The organism is Bradyrhizobium sp. SZCCHNR2028, assembly GCF_032380995.1.
GTDB lineage: Bacteria > Pseudomonadota > Alphaproteobacteria > Rhizobiales > Xanthobacteraceae > Bradyrhizobium.
This window is the reverse complement of sequence record NZ_JAUHJF010000009.1, coordinates 82,412-97,409: the sequence shown is the minus strand read 5'-3', so window position 1 is coordinate 97,409 and position 14,998 is coordinate 82,412. Positions and strand designations below refer to the sequence as shown.

The 14,998-nt window shown below is 67.3% G+C and carries 15 protein-coding genes; 5 read left to right on the top strand and 10 right to left on the bottom strand.

The annotated features are described in order from the left end of the window. The first annotated feature begins 20 nt into the window (after positions 1-20). On the top strand, positions 21-1,253 hold the full coding sequence (locus QX121_RS16670) for a carboxylate-amine ligase (protein WP_315812518.1): 1,233 nt from the start codon (positions 21-23) through the stop codon (positions 1,251-1,253). Positions 1,254-1,260: 7 nt separating this feature from the next. Here the strand turns inward: QX121_RS16670 and QX121_RS16665 are convergent, their stop codons facing one another. The 3 genes from QX121_RS16665 to QX121_RS16655 form a co-directional block, all read right to left on the bottom strand. Next, positions 1,261-2,466, bottom strand: a complete 1,206-nt coding sequence (locus QX121_RS16665) for an amidohydrolase family protein (protein WP_315812517.1) — start codon at positions 2,464-2,466, stop codon at positions 1,261-1,263. Between the two features lie 112 nt (positions 2,467-2,578). Next, the gene (locus QX121_RS16660) at positions 2,579-3,211 is read right to left on the bottom strand and encodes an alpha/beta hydrolase (protein WP_315812516.1); all 633 of its coding nucleotides are present in this window, start codon (positions 3,209-3,211) and stop codon (positions 2,579-2,581) included. Beyond that, the gene (locus QX121_RS16655) at positions 3,208-4,146 is read right to left on the bottom strand and encodes a ring-cleaving dioxygenase (RefSeq protein WP_315783854.1); all 939 of its coding nucleotides are present in this window, start codon (positions 4,144-4,146) and stop codon (positions 3,208-3,210) included. Before QX121_RS16655 ends, QX121_RS16660 begins: the two co-directional genes overlap by 4 nt. Before the next feature lie 131 nt (positions 4,147-4,277). Here QX121_RS16655 and QX121_RS16650 point away from each other — a divergent pair, with 131 nt between their 5' ends. From QX121_RS16650 to puuE, 3 genes are all read left to right on the top strand, one after another. Beyond that, positions 4,278-5,183 (top strand): LysR family transcriptional regulator, encoded by a 906-nt coding sequence (locus tag QX121_RS16650; RefSeq protein ID WP_315783852.1) that lies wholly within the window; start codon positions 4,278-4,280, stop codon positions 5,181-5,183. A gap of 83 nt (positions 5,184-5,266) precedes the next feature. Next, positions 5,267-5,623 carry a hydroxyisourate hydrolase gene (uraH, locus tag QX121_RS16645; protein WP_315783850.1) on the top strand — a complete coding sequence of 119 codons (357 nt, stop codon included), beginning with the start codon at positions 5,267-5,269 and terminating at the stop codon, positions 5,621-5,623. 5 nt (positions 5,624-5,628) lie between these two features. Beyond that, entirely contained in the window at positions 5,629-7,056 is a 1,428-nt protein-coding gene (gene puuE / locus QX121_RS16640) for an allantoinase PuuE (protein WP_315783848.1), read from the top strand. Here the strand turns inward: puuE and QX121_RS16635 are convergent. Both QX121_RS16635 and QX121_RS16630 read right to left on the bottom strand, forming a co-directional pair. Further along, positions 7,047-8,399, bottom strand: a complete 1,353-nt coding sequence (locus QX121_RS16635) for an amidase (RefSeq protein WP_315812515.1) — start codon at positions 8,397-8,399, stop codon at positions 7,047-7,049. The genes puuE and QX121_RS16635 overlap by 10 nt on opposite strands. After that, positions 8,386-9,579: an MFS transporter gene (locus QX121_RS16630; RefSeq protein WP_315812514.1), complete on the bottom strand. Its 1,194-nt coding sequence runs from the start codon at positions 9,577-9,579 to the stop codon at positions 8,386-8,388. The genes QX121_RS16635 and QX121_RS16630 overlap by 14 nt, the downstream gene beginning before the upstream one ends. Positions 9,580-9,608: 29 nt before the next feature. Here QX121_RS16630 and QX121_RS16625 point away from each other — a divergent pair, with 29 nt between their 5' ends. After that, positions 9,609-9,950: a hydroxyisourate hydrolase gene (locus QX121_RS16625; RefSeq protein ID WP_315812579.1), complete on the top strand. Its 342-nt coding sequence runs from the start codon at positions 9,609-9,611 to the stop codon at positions 9,948-9,950. A 197-nt stretch (positions 9,951-10,147) separates the two neighbouring features. Here the strand turns inward: QX121_RS16625 and QX121_RS16620 are convergent, their stop codons facing one another. The 5 genes from QX121_RS16620 to QX121_RS16600 all read right to left on the bottom strand — a co-directional run bounded on the left by QX121_RS16620 (position 10,148) and on the right by QX121_RS16600 (position 14,969). After that, positions 10,148-10,963, bottom strand: a complete 816-nt coding sequence (locus tag QX121_RS16620) for an ABC transporter permease (RefSeq protein WP_315812513.1) — start codon at positions 10,961-10,963, stop codon at positions 10,148-10,150. Further along, positions 10,960-11,829 (bottom strand): ABC transporter permease, encoded by an 870-nt coding sequence (locus QX121_RS16615; RefSeq protein ID WP_172131291.1) that lies wholly within the window; start codon positions 11,827-11,829, stop codon positions 10,960-10,962. The genes QX121_RS16620 and QX121_RS16615 overlap by 4 nt, the downstream gene beginning before the upstream one ends. 4 nt (positions 11,830-11,833) lie before the next feature. Beyond that, on the bottom strand, positions 11,834-12,880 hold the full coding sequence (locus tag QX121_RS16610) for a polyamine ABC transporter substrate-binding protein (RefSeq protein ID WP_315734871.1): 1,047 nt from the start codon (positions 12,878-12,880) through the stop codon (positions 11,834-11,836). A gap of 25 nt (positions 12,881-12,905) precedes the next feature. Further along, positions 12,906-13,991 (bottom strand): ABC transporter ATP-binding protein, encoded by a 1,086-nt coding sequence (locus tag QX121_RS16605; protein ID WP_315772669.1) that lies wholly within the window; start codon positions 13,989-13,991, stop codon positions 12,906-12,908. Positions 13,992-14,219: 228 nt separating this feature from the next. After that, positions 14,220-14,969 carry an aspartate/glutamate racemase family protein gene (locus QX121_RS16600; protein WP_315797131.1) on the bottom strand — a complete coding sequence of 250 codons (750 nt, stop codon included), beginning with the start codon at positions 14,967-14,969 and terminating at the stop codon, positions 14,220-14,222. Positions 14,970-14,998: the final 29 nt, after the last annotated feature.

Genomic DNA, 14,998 nt, shown 5'->3' with positions numbered 1-14,998 from the left:
CGTCTGACAGGATTGATCACATGGGATTGGATCCACGCATCTTGGAGAAGCTGCGGCTTGGCCTGAGCGATGACGAGCGTCGTCTGGTGATCCGCTCGGCCACCGGCAGCGAGGAAGTCACGGAATATTCGTTCGGCATCGAGGAGGAGTACTTTCTCGTCGATGCGCAGACGCACGATGTCGCGATCCGGACCCCGGACGATCTGTTCGAGGCCGCCAACTGGTCGACCGGCGGACAGGCCATGCGCGAGATGCTGCAGGCGCAGCTCGAGGTCGCCACCAACGTGCATGTCGATGTCGGCGACGCGCGCGAGGAGATGAAATTCCTGCGGCGCGAGGTTGCCAGCGTGGCGAGTCAGTATGGCCTGACGATCCTGGCCTGCTCCACGCATCCGACCGCGAGGTGGCGCAGCTCACAGCCGAGTCCCAAGCCGCGCTACGCGGAGATGATGGAGGACCTTCGGATCGTCGGCCAGCGTAACATGCTGTGCGGCATGCACGTGCACGTCCAATTGCCGGACCCCGAGCGGCGGTTCGCGGTCATGCGGGCGATGATCCCGCATATCCCGGTGTTCGTCGCGCTATCTGCGTCCTCGCCGTTCTGGAATTCGCGCGAGACGGGCCTGAAGGGCTATCGGCTTGCCGCCTATGACGAGCTGCCGCGCAGCGGCCTGCCCGAGCTGTTCACCTCGAAGCAGCAATATGATCGCTATGTCGCGGCGCTGACGAAGTCCGGCGTGATGCCGGACGAGAGTCATGTCTGGTGGGCGATGCGGCCGTCGCTGCGGCATCCGACCTTGGAGTTGCGTGCGCCCGACGTCTGCACGTCGGTGGATGACGCCGTGGCGATTGCCTCGCTCTATCGCGCTTTGGCACGCTACCTCTATCTCAATCCCGATCTTGCGGAGACCGTAGGCAATGTCGAGCGCGCGATCGCGGTCGAGAACAAGTGGCGGGCGCAGCGCTATGGCACCGACTGTCTGTTCGTGACCGAGGACGGTCCCGTGACGGGCCAGGAGATCCTCAACCGCATGATCGCGGATGTCGCACCGCATGCGGAGGCTCTGGGATGTCTCGCCGAGGTCGAGCACTGCCGCATCATCATGCAGTTCGGCAGCTCGGCCGACTATCAGCTGCAGGCCTATCGCGAGTCCGGCGGACAGTTGTCGGCCGTGACGCGCTGGATCGAGGCGGCGACGGTGTCGCGCGCCGAGCCGCCGCGCTCACAGGCACCGGTCGAGCCGGCACAATGACGCGGGCCTAGGTCGGCTGCCTGATCACATGGCCGTCGCGCGCGATGAGGCGGCCGTCCTTGTAGACTGAGCGGCCCTTTGGCACGGCGACGACAGCCTGCGGAACGTGCTCGGCATCGAGGGTGACAAAGTCGGCCCGCGCACCGACGCGCAGGCCGTAGTCCGCAAGCCTCAAGGCCTTGGCGCCGGCCTCGGTGACGAGGTCAAAGGCCATCCGCAGCTCGTCATCGACATAGAAGCCGGAGCGATAGCCGACCATCATGGCGCGGTTCAACAGATCGCCGTCGCCATAGGGCCACCAGGAGTCGCGGATGTTGTCGTTGCCGCTGAACACGGTGACCCCCGCCGCACGCAACAGCGCCACGGGCGGGAAGGGCCGCGCGCCCGGCGCGTTGGTCATGATGGCGACGCCAGACGCCGCCAGGACGTCGGCAATCTTCTTCAGCGGGTCAGCAGGCACGTCGCCGAGGGCGTAGGCGTGGCTGACCGCGACGCGACCTTGCATGCCGAGGGCGCGCGTGCGCGCCGCGATCTGCTCCAGCTCGAACAGGCCGAGCATGCCCGGATCGTGCAGATGGATATCGACATCGACGCCGTGCTTGTGGGCTGTGCCGAACACGACGTCGAGATGCCTTTCGACGTCGCGGTCGAAGCTGGCGGGATCGAGCCCGCCGACGAGGTTGGCGCCGAGCCTGATGGCCTCGTCGAGCAGCTCGGGTGTGCCCGGGCTCTTGAGGATGCCGCTCTGCGGAAAGGCGACGAGCTGGATCTCGATCAGCTCGCGATAATCGTCGCGGACGCGCAGGATCGTTTCCAGCGATGTGAGGCCGACGGAGCCGTCCACCATCACGTGGCTGCGCATCCGTGTCGTGCCGTGGCCGATACAAAGATCGAGCTGGTTGCGGGCGCGCACGTCCATCGGTGCAGCCGCGGCCATGTTCTGCGCCTGGAACGTGACGCGCTCATGCACGTCGAAGCCGTTGGTGCAGGGCTTGTGCGGCTTCCAGGCATCGCCGTAGAAGCTGGTGTCGAGATGGATGTGGCCCTCGACGAAGCCGGGCACGACCAGTGCGCCGCCGAGATCGATCACCTCGCGCGCCTCGGGGCGCTCGGTCTCAGCGAGAAGCCCGCTGATGCGGCCGCCGTCGACCGTAATCGCATGGCGCGCGCTGCGGTCGAGCCGCGCATTGATGAACAGCTTGTCGACGGCCATGCACAATCCTTCCCATCTATCCGCCAGCATCGGAGCCGCCGGAGGGGCGGCCCGATGCTGGTGCCGATGAGACCACATTCTTGGCCAGGAGCCGCGACAGCCGCAAGCGTCTTCAGGCGGCGATCGCCTGCGGCAGTCCGGCGAGCCAGTCGCGCGCTAGCGTCACATCCGCCTGCGACAACTGGTGCCCCGCCGGAAGCGTCGTGTGGGTCACGTCGGCGCCGGCCTCGGTGAGCTGCGTGCACAGCTTCGCCGAATTGCTGGCGGGCACGATCGGATCAGCGAGCCCGGACAGCATCAGCACCGGCCGGCGCGCGAGCCTGGCGGCCGGAGGATGCGCCAGCGGCACCATGGCGCGGAACAGCACTGCACCGGTCAGCGCTTCCGGCTGCAGTAGCAGCAGCGCGGCGGCGATGTTGGCGCCGTTGGAGTAGCCGACCGCGAGCGGCGCTCCGATCCCGTAGTGCTGCCGCGCCGCGTCGATGAAGGCGCCGAGCTCCAGAGCGCGCCGGCGGACGTCGTCCTCGTCGAACACGCCCTCGGCAAGCCGGCGGAAGAAGCGCGGCATGCCATGCTCGAGCACTTGGCCGCGTGGCGACAGCAGGGCGGCGCCGGGCGACAGCGTGGCGCCGAGCGGCAGCAGGTCGTTCTCGTCGCCGCCGGTGCCGTGCAGGAGCAGCAGCGGCGCTGCTCCCGGCGTGGTTGCGGGCTGGAAGCGGTGGGTGAAGGACAATGCCTCGGTCACGATGCGGCCTCCTCGAGATTGGGCAGCACGCCTTCGATCTGCTTGCGGTGCGATTCGAGGAAAGCGGGCAGCTTGAGGTTTCGTCCGAGCTCGGCGACCGGCTCGTCGACCGCGAAGCCCGGGATATCGGTTGCGATCTCGAACAGCACGCCGCCCGGCTCGCGGAAGTAGATCGAGCGGAAGTAGTTGCGGTCCTTCTGCTCGGTCGGATGCAGGCCGTGACGATCGACCAGCCGCTGTGCCATCACGCCCTGTGCGGCGTCATCGGCGGCGCGGAAGGCGATGTGATGCACCGACCCGGCGCCCTGCGCGCCACGCAGAAAGCCCCTGGCCTCGTAGATGTCGACCACGCTGCCCTCGGCGTCGCCGGGCGCCTTGAAGCGGATCACCGAGCCTTCGCGGCCCGTCTCTTCGAAGCCGAACACGTCGGTCAGCACGGCGGCAGTCCTCTCCGCGGAGTCGAGCAGCAGGGTCACGCCGTGGAAGCCGCGGATCGCGTGCTCCGCCGGGATGTCGCCGTTGCTGTAGCCGGGCTCGTTCTCCGCGCCGGGGACGCCGACCAGCGCCAGCGCCATGCCGTCCGGATCGGTGAACGGCAGCACGGATTCACCAAAGCGCTTCTCCAGCGCCTCATAGGCGATGCCCCTCTCGGTGAGGCGCTGCGTCCAGTAGCTAAGGGAGCGCTGCGGCACCCGGAACGCGGTCTGGTGGGTCTCGCCGACGCCGCGGCGGCCCGGCCGCACGCCGGCCCAGGGGAAGAAGGTCAGGATGGTGCCGGGGCGGCCGGTCTCATCGCCGTAGTAGAAATGATAGGTGCCGGGATCGTCGAAATTGACTGTCTTCTTGACGAAGCGCAGGCCGAGGTCGCGGGTGTAGAAGCCGAAATTGCGGATCGGATCGCCGGCAATCGCAGTCACGTGGTGCAGTCCGGGCATATGGGTCTCCTGTCGATGGACCCCCGAAAGGGCCGTTGAATTCCTGGGCGCAATATTGGCTCGCTTTGATTTGGAGACAATCCGTGCTCTTGTGACGTCTCTGTCTACGATTTGGCGACAATGGCGGCCCTATGGACAAGCTGAGCAGCCTGCGGGCCTTCGTGAAGGTGGTCGAGAGCGGCAGCTTCGCCGAGGCCGGCCGGCAGCTGCGGCTGTCGCGCTCGGCGATCTCGAAATATATCGGCGAGCTGGAGGCGAGCCTCGGCGTCCAGTTGATCGTCCGCACCACGCGCCATGCCAGCCCGACCGAGACCGGCCAGCTCTATTTCGAGCGCGCGGTCTCGATCCTCGCGGAGCTCGACGCCGCCGATCAGGCCGTCAGTCAGTCGCAGGCCGCGCCGCGCGGGCTCTTGCGCGTCAACGCGCCGATGTCGTTCGGCACCATGCGGCTCGGTCCCGTCGTCGCCGATTTCATGGCCCGCTATCCCGAGCTGCAGTTGCAGATCGTGCTGAGCGACGATCTGCTGGATCCCGTGCAGGACGGCTTCGACGTGACGTTGCGGATCGCCGAGCTGGAATCGTCGAGCCTGGTGGCGCGGCGGATCATGCCGGTGGAGCGCGTGATCTGCGCCGCGCCGGCCTATCTCGCGCGGCACGGCACGCCTGGCAGCCCGGAGGAGCTGCGTCGCCACACCTCTCTCACCTACGGTTTCCTGCTGACCGGCAATCAGTGGAAGCTCACCGGCCGCGACGGCGACCACTGGGTCCAGCCGGCGTGGTCGTTGTGCGTCAACAATGCCGAGGTGCTGCGCGACGTCGCCATCAAGGGACAGGGCATTGCGCTGATCCCGCGCTTCATCGCGGCGGACGCGCTCGAGAGCGGCGCGCTGACCGCGATCCTCGCCGATTACGCCGCGCCGCCGCTCGCGCTCTATGCGATCTATCCGCCGACGCGGCACCTCTCGGTGAAGGTGCGGCTGTTCATCGACTTCCTGGTCGAGCGCTTCGGCAAGGAGCGCGACGTGACCAGACCGTAGGCTGCAACTGAACCGCAAATCGCCTCGAACCTTTAACCGGGCGCTGATAGTGTTCCGAGCCGGCAGCAGAGAGGTAACGATGCATGGGGCGGCTGAGCACGCATATTCTGGATACGGTCAGGGGCAAGCCCGCGGCCGGCGTCGCGATCGATCTCGATGTCCTCGAACCGGACGGCTCTTGGCGCCGCGTCAAGCAGGTCCGGAGCAATGCCGACGGGCGCACCGACCAGCCGATGCTGGCGGACGATGACTTCGCCACCGGCACCTACATGCTGACCTTCCATATGGGCGCCTATTTCAGGACCCACGGCCTCGCCTCGGGCGATCCGCTGTTTCTCGATCTGATCCCGCTCCGCTTTTCCGTCGCCGATGCTGGCGCGCACTACCATGTGCCGCTGCTCGCGACGCCCTGGAGCTACCAGACCTATCGCGGGAGCTGAGCCGGATGAGTGCTGACGTCTATCCCCGCGATATGGTCGGCTACGGCCGCACGCCGCCGCATCCGCGCTGGCCGGGCGATGCCCGCGTCGCCGTGCAGTTCGTGATCAACTACGAGGAGGGCGGCGAGAACAACATCCTCCACGGTGACGCCGCCTCCGAAGCCTTCCTGTCCGAGATCGTCGGCGCCCAGCCCTGGCCGGGCCAGCGCCACATGAATATGGAGTCGATCTACGAGTTCGGCTCGCGCGCCGGCTTCTGGCGGCTGTGGCGGATGTTCACCGCGCGCAAGCTGCCGGTCACGGTATTTGCAATCGCCACCGCGATGGCACGCAATCCGGACGCCGTGGCTGCGATGAAGGAAGCCGGCTGGGAGATCGCCTCCCACGGCCTGAAATGGATCGACTACCGCGATGTCCCCGAGGCCGACGAGCGCGCCGATATCGGGGAAGCGATCCGGCTCCATACCGAGCTGACGGGCGAGCGGCCGCTCGGCTTCTACCAGGGCCGCACGTCGGAGCGCACGCTCGACATCGTGTTGAATGAGCAGGGCTTCGTCTACAGCGCCGATTCCTATGCCGACGAATTGCCGTACTGGATCGCGGGGCCGCACGGCCCGCAACTGATCGTGCCCTATACGCTCGATGCCAACGACATGCGCTTCGCCACCCCGCAGGGCTTCAATTCCGGCGACCAGTTCTTCGCCTATCTGAAGGACAGTTTCGATACGCTCTACGCAGAGGGTGCGGAGAGCCCGCGCATGATGTCGGTCGGGCTGCATTGCCGCCTGGTCGGCCGTCCCGGGCGCGCGGCCGCGCTGGCGCGCTTCCTCGACTACATCACGGGTCATGACAAGGTCTGGGTCGCGACCCGGCTCGACATCGCCCGGCACTGGATCCGGACGCATCCGCCGGCCGGCGCGTGGCGGCCGTCGCAGATGTCACGCGTGCTGTTCGTCGAGCGCTATGGCGACATCTTCGAGCATTCGCCTGAAATCGCCGACCGCGCCTATCGCGCCGGCCTCACCGCCTTTGACGACGCGGCCGACGCGCTGCATACGACGCTCATGAACGTCGTCCGCACCATGAGCCGCGACGAGAAGCTGAAGCTGATCCGCGCCCATCCGGAGCTCGCCGGCCGCGAGGCGCTGGCGGGTGAGATGACGAACGACTCGATCGGCGAGCAGGGTCGGCTCGGCTTCACCTCGCTGTCGCGCTCCGAGTTCGAGCGCGTCGCCGACATCAACCGCCGCTATCGCGACAAGTTCGGCATGCCGCTGATCGTCGCTCTGGCGCTGCACGCCGACCGCCCCTCGGTCATCGCCGAGATGGAGCGTCGCATCGGCAACGACCCGGACACCGAGATCGCCAACGCCATCGACCAGATCGGTCACATCACCCGGGCCCGGCTGGCGAAGAAGTTCGATCAGGACTGAGCGAGGATCCGCTCTGCGTCGGCAGCGACATCGAGCAGCAGGCGGTCGCGGCCGCGGGCCGCGATGAGTTGCAGACCGAATGGCAGTCCGTGAACGTTGGTGCCGCAGGGGATCGAGATCGCCGGCACGCCGGCGTGATTGGCGTAAGGCGTGAACACCGCATGCGCGCGCGGGCTCACCGGCTTGCCGCCGATCTTGGATGGGCCGAGCTGCGTGAATGGCCAGGCGACGCAGGGCACGGTCGGCGCCAGCAGCACGTCGGCCTGCGTGAAGAAGCTTGCGAAGGCCCGCGCGATCTGCGCGCTTGCCTCGAGCGCACGCGCGACATCGGCGCCGCTCAGGCCGAGCCCGCGCTCGATCTGCTTGGCGATATCTGGATCGAATTGCGCCGGATCATTGTGGAAGGCGTCGCCGTAGAGCGCGGCCAGCCCGGCATGCTGGAGCGGCATCACCGCGTCCTCGGCAAGGCCCGCCGGCCAGACGGGATCCTTGTCGACAATCGGCATGCCGCCGGCGCGGAGGCGGTCGACCGCCCGCTGCAGGCCAGCGCTGATGTCGCCATCGACCGCGACGTCCAGCCCGAGCCGCGGCGAGAACGCCACGCGCAGCGGCGTTGCATGATCCGCCGCGGCCACATCGAACGTATCAGGATCGCGCGGCTCGGCGCCGGCCATGATCTCGAACGCAAGCCTAGCATCGCCGACATCGGCCGCAATTGGCGCAATCACCGAGATGCGCCAGAATGGCTCGGGGAATCCCGGCCCGTAGGGAATGGCACCGAACGACGGCTTGAAGCCGACCACGCCGACATGGGCCGGCGGCCGGCGGCTCGAGCCGCCGGCATCGGTGCCGATCGCGAGCGGCACGAGCCCAGCCGCCACCGCAACGGCGGGACCGCCCGACGAGCCGCCGGGCGTGAGCTGCCGGTCCTGCGGATGAACAGTCGGTCCGAACAGCTGCGAGGTCGTCACGCCCTTGCAGGCGAACTCGGAGGTTGCGCCGACGCCAACGATCACGGCGCCAGCGCGGCGCAGCCGCGCGATCGCGATCGCATCCTCGGGCGCGATGAAATCAGCGAACAGCCGCGAGCCCTGCGTGATGCGCCAGCCGCCGACCCAGATATTGTCCTTGACCACGATCGGCACGCCGGCGAGCGGCATTGCTTCGCCGGCGGCCACGCGCGCATCGACGGCATCGGCCTCGGCGCGCGTTCGCGCCGGATCTGTCGTGACGACGGCGTTGAGGTCACGGGCCGCGGCGATGCGCGCCAGCGCCTGCTCGGCGATCTCTCTGGCGGTGCTTTGCCGCGCCATGACGGCGCGTGCGATGTCACTTGCGCGCATGGGATCGCTCCATCAGCAGCACGGCCGCGCCCGCGGCCGCCGTCAATCCGAGTGCGACGAAGCTGCCGCCGAGTCCCACGCGGGGCGTCAGCAAGGCGACGAGCAGCGGCGCGGCGACGAGGCCGAGAAACGAGGCGGTGAGCACCGCACCTGTCGCCTCGGCGACGCGTCCGGGCTTGGCGAGATTGGCGATCTCGGCGATGAACACGCCGTTCCAGCCGCTCGCCGTCAGCCCGAACACGATCGTGAGCAGGACCAGGATCGACCGGCTCAGCAGCGGCCCGCAGAGACCGAGCAGCAGCGCGCAGACCGCCATGCCGACGCCTGCCATCACCAGCACGGTCCGCGCCGAGCGCAGGCGTGTCGCGACCACGCCCCAGCCCAGCCGTCCCATCAGACCGGCGCCTTGCGCCGAGGCCAGCACCCAGCCGGCCTCGACATGGCTGAGCCCGAGCTCCGCCGTGCCGAAGCTGACGAAGCAGGTGTTGAGGATGACCTGCATGCCACTGAACGGAATCGAGGCGACCGCGAGCGCGGCCATGCGGCGGTCGGCGCTGATCAGTCGCAATCGATCGAACAGGCCGAGCCGCGGCATGGCCGGCGGCGTGATCGCATAGGCCGGCCGCAGACGCTCGAAGCCGGCGAAGGCGATGGCGGCGCAGACGATCACGGCGGCATAGGCGGAGCTCGGTGCCAGCAGCACGGCGATCGGCGGCAGCAGCAGCGAGCCGACCACCGCGCCGATCTGGCTGCCGGTCTGCCGGATCGAAAACACCATCGCGCGCTTCTCGGCCGGCACGAGACGTCCGAGCAGCGCTGAGCTTGCCGGTGTCTCCGGTCCGACCGCGAGCCCCAGCATCAGCCCGGCGCCGAGCAGGGCCCATCCACCCTCGAACAGGGCCAGCGACATGCCGGCGCAGACGGCGACCGCGCACAGCGCTGCGACGCGCAGCGAGCCGACGCGTTGGACCAGCGTGCCGCCCCAGAACGAGGAGACGAGGCTGATGGTGAAGGCCGCGGTGGAAAACAGCGACAGCTGCTCGATGCTCAGTCCAGCGCGCGGCGCGACGACGCCCGGCGCGAATAGCGCCAGCGACACCAGGGCCTGCAGCGCGGTCATCGCAGCGACCGCAGGCCACAGCGGCGCCGCTGGTGCTGACGCTTGCTTCGCGGCTATCATGCCGCGACAACCTGATGGCGGAGCACGAAATGGCCGGTGGAATCTCGGTTCATGCGGTTGACGTGGCGAACGGGCGCCCCGCGCGTGGCCTGCGCGTCGCGATCTGGCGCGTGACGCCGGATCGCACGCTGCTCGCGGAGGGACAGCTCGGCGCCGACGGCACCTTGCAGGCGCCGGTCGTCAAGGGTGACGGCGTCATCGCCGGCGAGTATGAGGTGCTGTTTCATGTCGGCGAGTTCTTCGGGGCTGGCGCTCAGACGAAATTCCTCACCACAGTGCCGTTTCGCTTCGCGATCGACAAGGTCGAGGAGCGTTTTCACCTGCCGCTGAAATTCACCCCCTGGGGCTATTCGATCTTCCGTGGCGCTTAGAGCGTGTGGCCGTCCTTCGAGACGCCCGCCTGCGGCGGGCTCGTCGCAGCGAGCGGATGAATCCTACTACGCCATGACCACCGTCATTCCGGGTTCAATCGTCAACGCGCCGCCGCTTCGCTCCGTCGCATTGGCGATTGCCCCGGAATGACGGCCAAATCGCAACTATTCAGCTCCTTGCGACGCTGTCGGATTGATCAACCCGTCAGCCGCTTCGACAGGCCGGTGGCGCGCTCCATGATCGCCATCAGCGCGATGGTGGCGATGATCAGCACGCTCGACAGCGCGGCGATGGTGACGTCGAGCTTGCCTTCGAGGTCCTGCCACATCCGGATCGGCAGCATGTCGGTGGCGGCATCGCGCAGGAACAGCGACACCGGCACGTTGTCGAACGACGACATGAAGGCGATGAACGCACCGGAGATGATGCCGGGACGGATCAGCGGCAGCACGATGCGGCGGAACGTGTAGAGCCTGGAGGCGCCGAGGATCGCCGAGCTTTCCAGCAAGGTTGGCTCGAGCTGGGCCAGTGCCGCGACGGTGTTGCGGACGACATAGGGCACGCAGACGATGGTATGGCCGATCACCAGCGTGAGCAGCGAGACCGGCAGGCCGATCAGCGAGAAGAACATCAGCGCCGCCAGCCCGAAGGCGAGTGCCGGCAGTACCAGCGGCGACATGAACAACGAATCCAGCAGCTTCGCAGTCAGGCTCTTGGAGCGCGAGATCGCGAGCGAGGCGGCCACGCCCAGCACGATGGAGAGCCCCGTCGACCACAGCGCGACGACGACGCTGTTGCGTGCGGCGAACTGCAGCTGCCAGGCGTTCCACAATTCGACGTACCAGCGCGCCGAATAGCCCGGCAGCGGGAATTTCAGCGAGAAGCCGGACGTGAACGAGACGATCACCACGACCAGCGACGGCGACACGATCAGGATCAGCGCCAGCACGGCAACCACCGTCATCACGATCTGGAAGCTCAGCGCTTCCCAGTTGCGCTGGCGCTGGCTCATCTGGCGTCTCCATAGCCGCGGGCACGCCGCCCGAGTGTCGAGAACAGCGCGACGATCGCCAGCACCGCGAACAGGAAGATGATCGAGATCGCCGCGGCGAACGGCCAGTTCTGCAGCGTCGAGGCCTGCTGGTAGAGATACATCGGCATGAACAGCATCTGCCCGCCGCCGACCAGGGACTGCGTGATGAAGGCGGTGATCGCGGCGGCATAGGTCAGGGTGCAGCCGGCGATGATGCCGGGCATCGACAGCGGCAGCATCACCTTGACGAAGGTGCGCCAGCTACCGGCGCCGAGTGAGGCCGAGGCGTCGGAGAGATTGGGATCGATGCGGCCGATCGCGGTGATCAGTGGCAGCACCATCAGCGGCATCTGCACCTGCGCCAGCGCCGCGATCAGTCCGCCCTGGGTGTAGATCATGCGCAGCGGCGTGCCGATCAGGCCGAGCGATTGCAGCACGGAGTTGATGATGCCCTGCCGCCCGAGGATCACGATCCAGGCGAAGGTGCGGACGACGACGCTGGTGAGCAGCGGCAGCAGGACGATCATGATGATCAGGGTCTGCACCCGGCTGCCCGAGCGCTGATACAGCCAGGCGATGGGATAGCCGAGCACGAGACAGGCGAGCGTCACCTCGGCGCCGAGCAGCAAGGTCGAGCCGAGCACGGCGAGGCTGAAGGGGTCGGTCAGGAACTTGATGTACTGGCCGAGCCCCCACACCGTCGCCGCGGTGTCGTTGTGCAGCGAGAGATAGAGCAGTTGCGCCAGCGGCAGCACGAAGAAGATCGCGAACACCAGGCCCAGGGGCAGCGCAAGCCCCAGGCTGAAGCTGGTCACGTCTCCAGGTGCTGTCGTGGCGCTCTTCATCGCGTCAGATCTTGATGTCGCGGTTGAACTTCTCGATCCAGGACGCGCGCTGCTCGTTGATCTTCTTCCAGTCCTGGAACACGAACTTCTTCTTCAGCTCCGCGGTGTCCTTGGCCAGCACCTTGGCGATCTCGCCGGTCATGGCCACCTTGGTGTTGGTCGGCACGATCAGATAGGGCGAGTTCATCAGCGTGGTCTGCACTTCCGGCGACAGCGCCGCCTCGATCAGCTTGAAGGCGAGCTCCTTGTTCGGCGAGTTCTTGACGATGTGGATCGTGGTCTTGAAGGCGATGGCGCCTTCCTTGGGCGCCACGAACTCGACCGGCACGCCACGCGCTTTCAGGATCTGGATGGCGTTGAAATTGCCGGGCGAGATGTCGATCTGGCCTTGCTGGAACAGGGTCGCCAGGGCGCCGGGATTGGCGGCGACCGCGGCGAGGTTCGGCTTCAGCTCCTCCAGCGCCTTGAAGCCCTCGTCGACATTGGCCTCGGAGCCGCCGCGCATGCGCGCGATCTCGACCAGCCAGCCGGTGCCGAGCGTGGAGTTCAGGTTGGTGATGCCGACCTTGCCCTTGAACTCGGGCTTCCACAGATCGGCCCAAGAGGTTGGCGGCGTCTTCACGGTCTCCGGATTGTAGGTGAGGCCGACGACCTGGAAGAACGGCGCCGGGCCCATCGCGTCCTGCGCTTCCGGAATCAGGTCCTTGAAATAGGTGCTCTTGTCGGCCGGGAACGGATCGACGAGATCCTGGCCGATCGCGACCAGCGCCGGACCCGGATCGTGCAGCATGACGTCGATCGGCGGATTGGCCTTGGCCGCATTGACCTTGGCGATCTGGTCGACCGACAGCATCGGGTCGAGCACGATGGCGGCATCGGCATTGGCCTTGCGGAACGCCGGCACCAGCACCGCCTTGTGCGCCTCCTCCCAACTGCCGGTGAAGGTCGCGAACACCAGCGGCCGCGCCTGCGCGAGGCTCAGGCCCGGGAAGGCGTGCATGGCTCCCAGCGTCAAGGCGCTGGTCAGGAGCCGGCGGCGATCAAGCATCATGTTTCACTCCGATGTGTCTGTTGGTCTATTGCGGGAAGACGGTGGCGAGGCCGGGTGCGATCGGTGCGACCCGCACCGGCGCGCCGGCATCGCGCAGTGGCGTGTCGCCGGTGCGGGCCTGCGAAATCTTGATGCTCGAGCCGTCGCTGGCCTTGATCTCATGGACCACGGTTGCGCCGAGCGGCAGCGCCATGCCGATCTCGCCGGCAAAGCCGGTGTCGTCGCTGACGAAGGTGAGATGCTCGGGACGCAGGCACACGGTGACCTTGTCTGAGGCACGTACCGGGGTGGGGGCGCGCGCGATGATCTCGCCGCCGGCCTCCAGGCCAACCTTGACACTGCCCGCGTCGGTCGCGATCACCGTCCCCTTCATCTTGTTCGCGGTGCCGACGAAGCTGTTCACGAACAGCGTCTGTGGCTGATCGTAGATCTCGGAGGGCGTGCCGAACTGCTCGAGATGGCCGTGACTCAGCACGGCGACGCGGTCGGCCATCGACAGCGCCTCCTCCTGGTCGTGGGTCACGATCAAAGTTGTGATCCCGGCCATGCGCTGCAGCCGCTTGACCTCGATCTGCATGTCCAACCGCAAATTCTTGTCGAGCGCGGCGAACGGCTCGTCGAGCAGCAGGATCGACGGTTTGATCGCGAGCGCGCGCGCCAGGGCCACGCGCTGTTGCTGGCCGCCCGACAATTGCCGCGGCAGCCGCTCACCGAACGGGCCGAGCTGCACCATGTCGAGCAGCCGCTGCGCCTCCCTGTTGCGCGTGGCCTTGTCGACGCCGCGCGCGGCGAGGCCGTAGCCGACATTCTCGGTGATCGAGAGATGCGGAAACAGCGCGTAGTTCTGGAACACGATGCCGACCGCGCGCCGGTTGGGCGGCAGCGCATCGACGACGTCGTTGCCGATGATGACGCGCCCCTCGCTGTGGCCGATGAAGCCGGCGATGATGCGCAGCAAGGTTGTCTTGCCGCAGCCGGACGGGCCGAGCAGGGCGATGATCTCGCCGCCTTTCACATCGAGATTGATATCGGATACGGCCACCGTGCCGCTGGCGAAGCGGTGGGTGATCCGATCCAGAACGAGCGACTTGGCTTCCGATACGCTGGCCATGGGCTTCCTGCTCAACTGATCTGAAAAAGCAAGAAGCGTGCCGCCTTTTCAGGCAACGAAGGCGGCTTGTGTACAGAAGAGAAAGTGGGGGTATGGGAGTATGACGGGATTCGCCCGAGCTCGCAGCTAACAAGATCTGGCTCGCTCTCTCCCCACGTCATTCCGGGCTCGCGCCGACAGCGTCCCGGAATGACGTGGGGAGAGAGCGTTGCGACTCACACGGCCCAACTACCCGTCGCGATGCTCCAGCCGCGCCGCGAGCGCTTCCGTCAGGCCCGTCGTCGGCTTCGCGGCCGGGCGGCGGAAGGTGCCGGCGGTGGCCTTGCGCATCTTCAACGCCAGCAGTGCCTCGGCCTGCTTCACCGCGGCGATCACCTGATCGACCACGGGCACGGGAATGCGGTGCGCGACGCGGGCCGCGAGCCCGGAGAGCGGTGCGCCGGCGAAGATCAGCACGTCGGCCTCGTTCTCCTCCACCGCGCGCAGCGCCAGCTCGACCAGCAGCTCTTCCTTCTCGTGCTGCACGTCGGAGATCTGCTTGAAGCTGCCGTCGAGCATGCGGATGCCGGCGCAGCGCTCCATCAGGCCGTGCATGCGCACGCACTCCTCGTACCAGGGACCCAGCGCCTGCGCGAAGGTGACGATGGCGAAGCGGCGTCCGGCCATGCAGGCGGTCAGCATCGCCGCCTCGGCAAGCCCGATCACCGGCACGTCGAACAGCTCGCGGGCCGCGAACAGGCCGGGATCGCCGAATGCGGCGATGATCGCGGCGTCGAAGCTGCCGTTGCGCTCCGCCAGCATCTCCAGCGCGACGGCGCCGCCGATCTGCGCCTCCGCGCGGGTTGCGATATAGGGCACACCGCGCGGCGCGGTGCAGGGGATCAGGGTCGTGCCGGGCGCGGCGGCGTCGCGGCCGACCTGCAGCATCAGGTCGGTGATGTCGGTGCGGATGTTGGGATTGAGCAGCAGGATGTTCATCGGGCGCCTGATGGTCGGAAATGCAAGAT

Bases quoted from the DNA above. Each gene is read 5' to 3' on its own strand.
- puuE (WP_315783848.1), top strand. From the start codon at position 5,629: ATGAGTGCTGACGTCTATCCCCGCGATATGGTCGGCTACGGCCGCACG.
- QX121_RS16630 (WP_315812514.1), bottom strand. From the start codon at position 9,579: ATGATAGCCGCGAAGCAAGCGTCAGCACCAGCGGCGCCGCTGTGGCCT.
- QX121_RS16620 (WP_315812513.1), bottom strand. From the start codon at position 10,963: ATGAGCCAGCGCCAGCGCAACTGGGAAGCGCTGAGCTTCCAGATCGTG.
- QX121_RS16600 (WP_315797131.1), bottom strand. From the start codon at position 14,969: ATGAACATCCTGCTGCTCAATCCCAACATCCGCACCGACATCACCGAC.
- QX121_RS16610 (WP_315734871.1), bottom strand. From the start codon at position 12,880: ATGATGCTTGATCGCCGCCGGCTCCTGACCAGCGCCTTGACGCTGGGA.
- QX121_RS16625 (WP_315812579.1), top strand. From the start codon at position 9,609: ATGGCCGGTGGAATCTCGGTTCATGCGGTTGACGTGGCGAACGGGCGC.
- uraH (WP_315783850.1), top strand. From the start codon at position 5,267: ATGGGGCGGCTGAGCACGCATATTCTGGATACGGTCAGGGGCAAGCCC.
- QX121_RS16655 (WP_315783854.1), bottom strand. From the start codon at position 4,146: ATGCCCGGACTGCACCACGTGACTGCGATTGCCGGCGATCCGATCCGC.
- QX121_RS16605 (WP_315772669.1), bottom strand. From the start codon at position 13,991: ATGGCCAGCGTATCGGAAGCCAAGTCGCTCGTTCTGGATCGGATCACC.
- QX121_RS16650 (WP_315783852.1), top strand. From the start codon at position 4,278: ATGGACAAGCTGAGCAGCCTGCGGGCCTTCGTGAAGGTGGTCGAGAGC.
- QX121_RS16635 (WP_315812515.1), bottom strand. From the start codon at position 8,399: ATGCGCGCAAGTGACATCGCACGCGCCGTCATGGCGCGGCAAAGCACC.
- QX121_RS16670 (WP_315812518.1), top strand. From the start codon at position 21: ATGGGATTGGATCCACGCATCTTGGAGAAGCTGCGGCTTGGCCTGAGC.
- QX121_RS16615 (WP_172131291.1), bottom strand. From the start codon at position 11,829: ATGAAGAGCGCCACGACAGCACCTGGAGACGTGACCAGCTTCAGCCTG.
- QX121_RS16665 (WP_315812517.1), bottom strand. From the start codon at position 2,466: ATGGCCGTCGACAAGCTGTTCATCAATGCGCGGCTCGACCGCAGCGCG.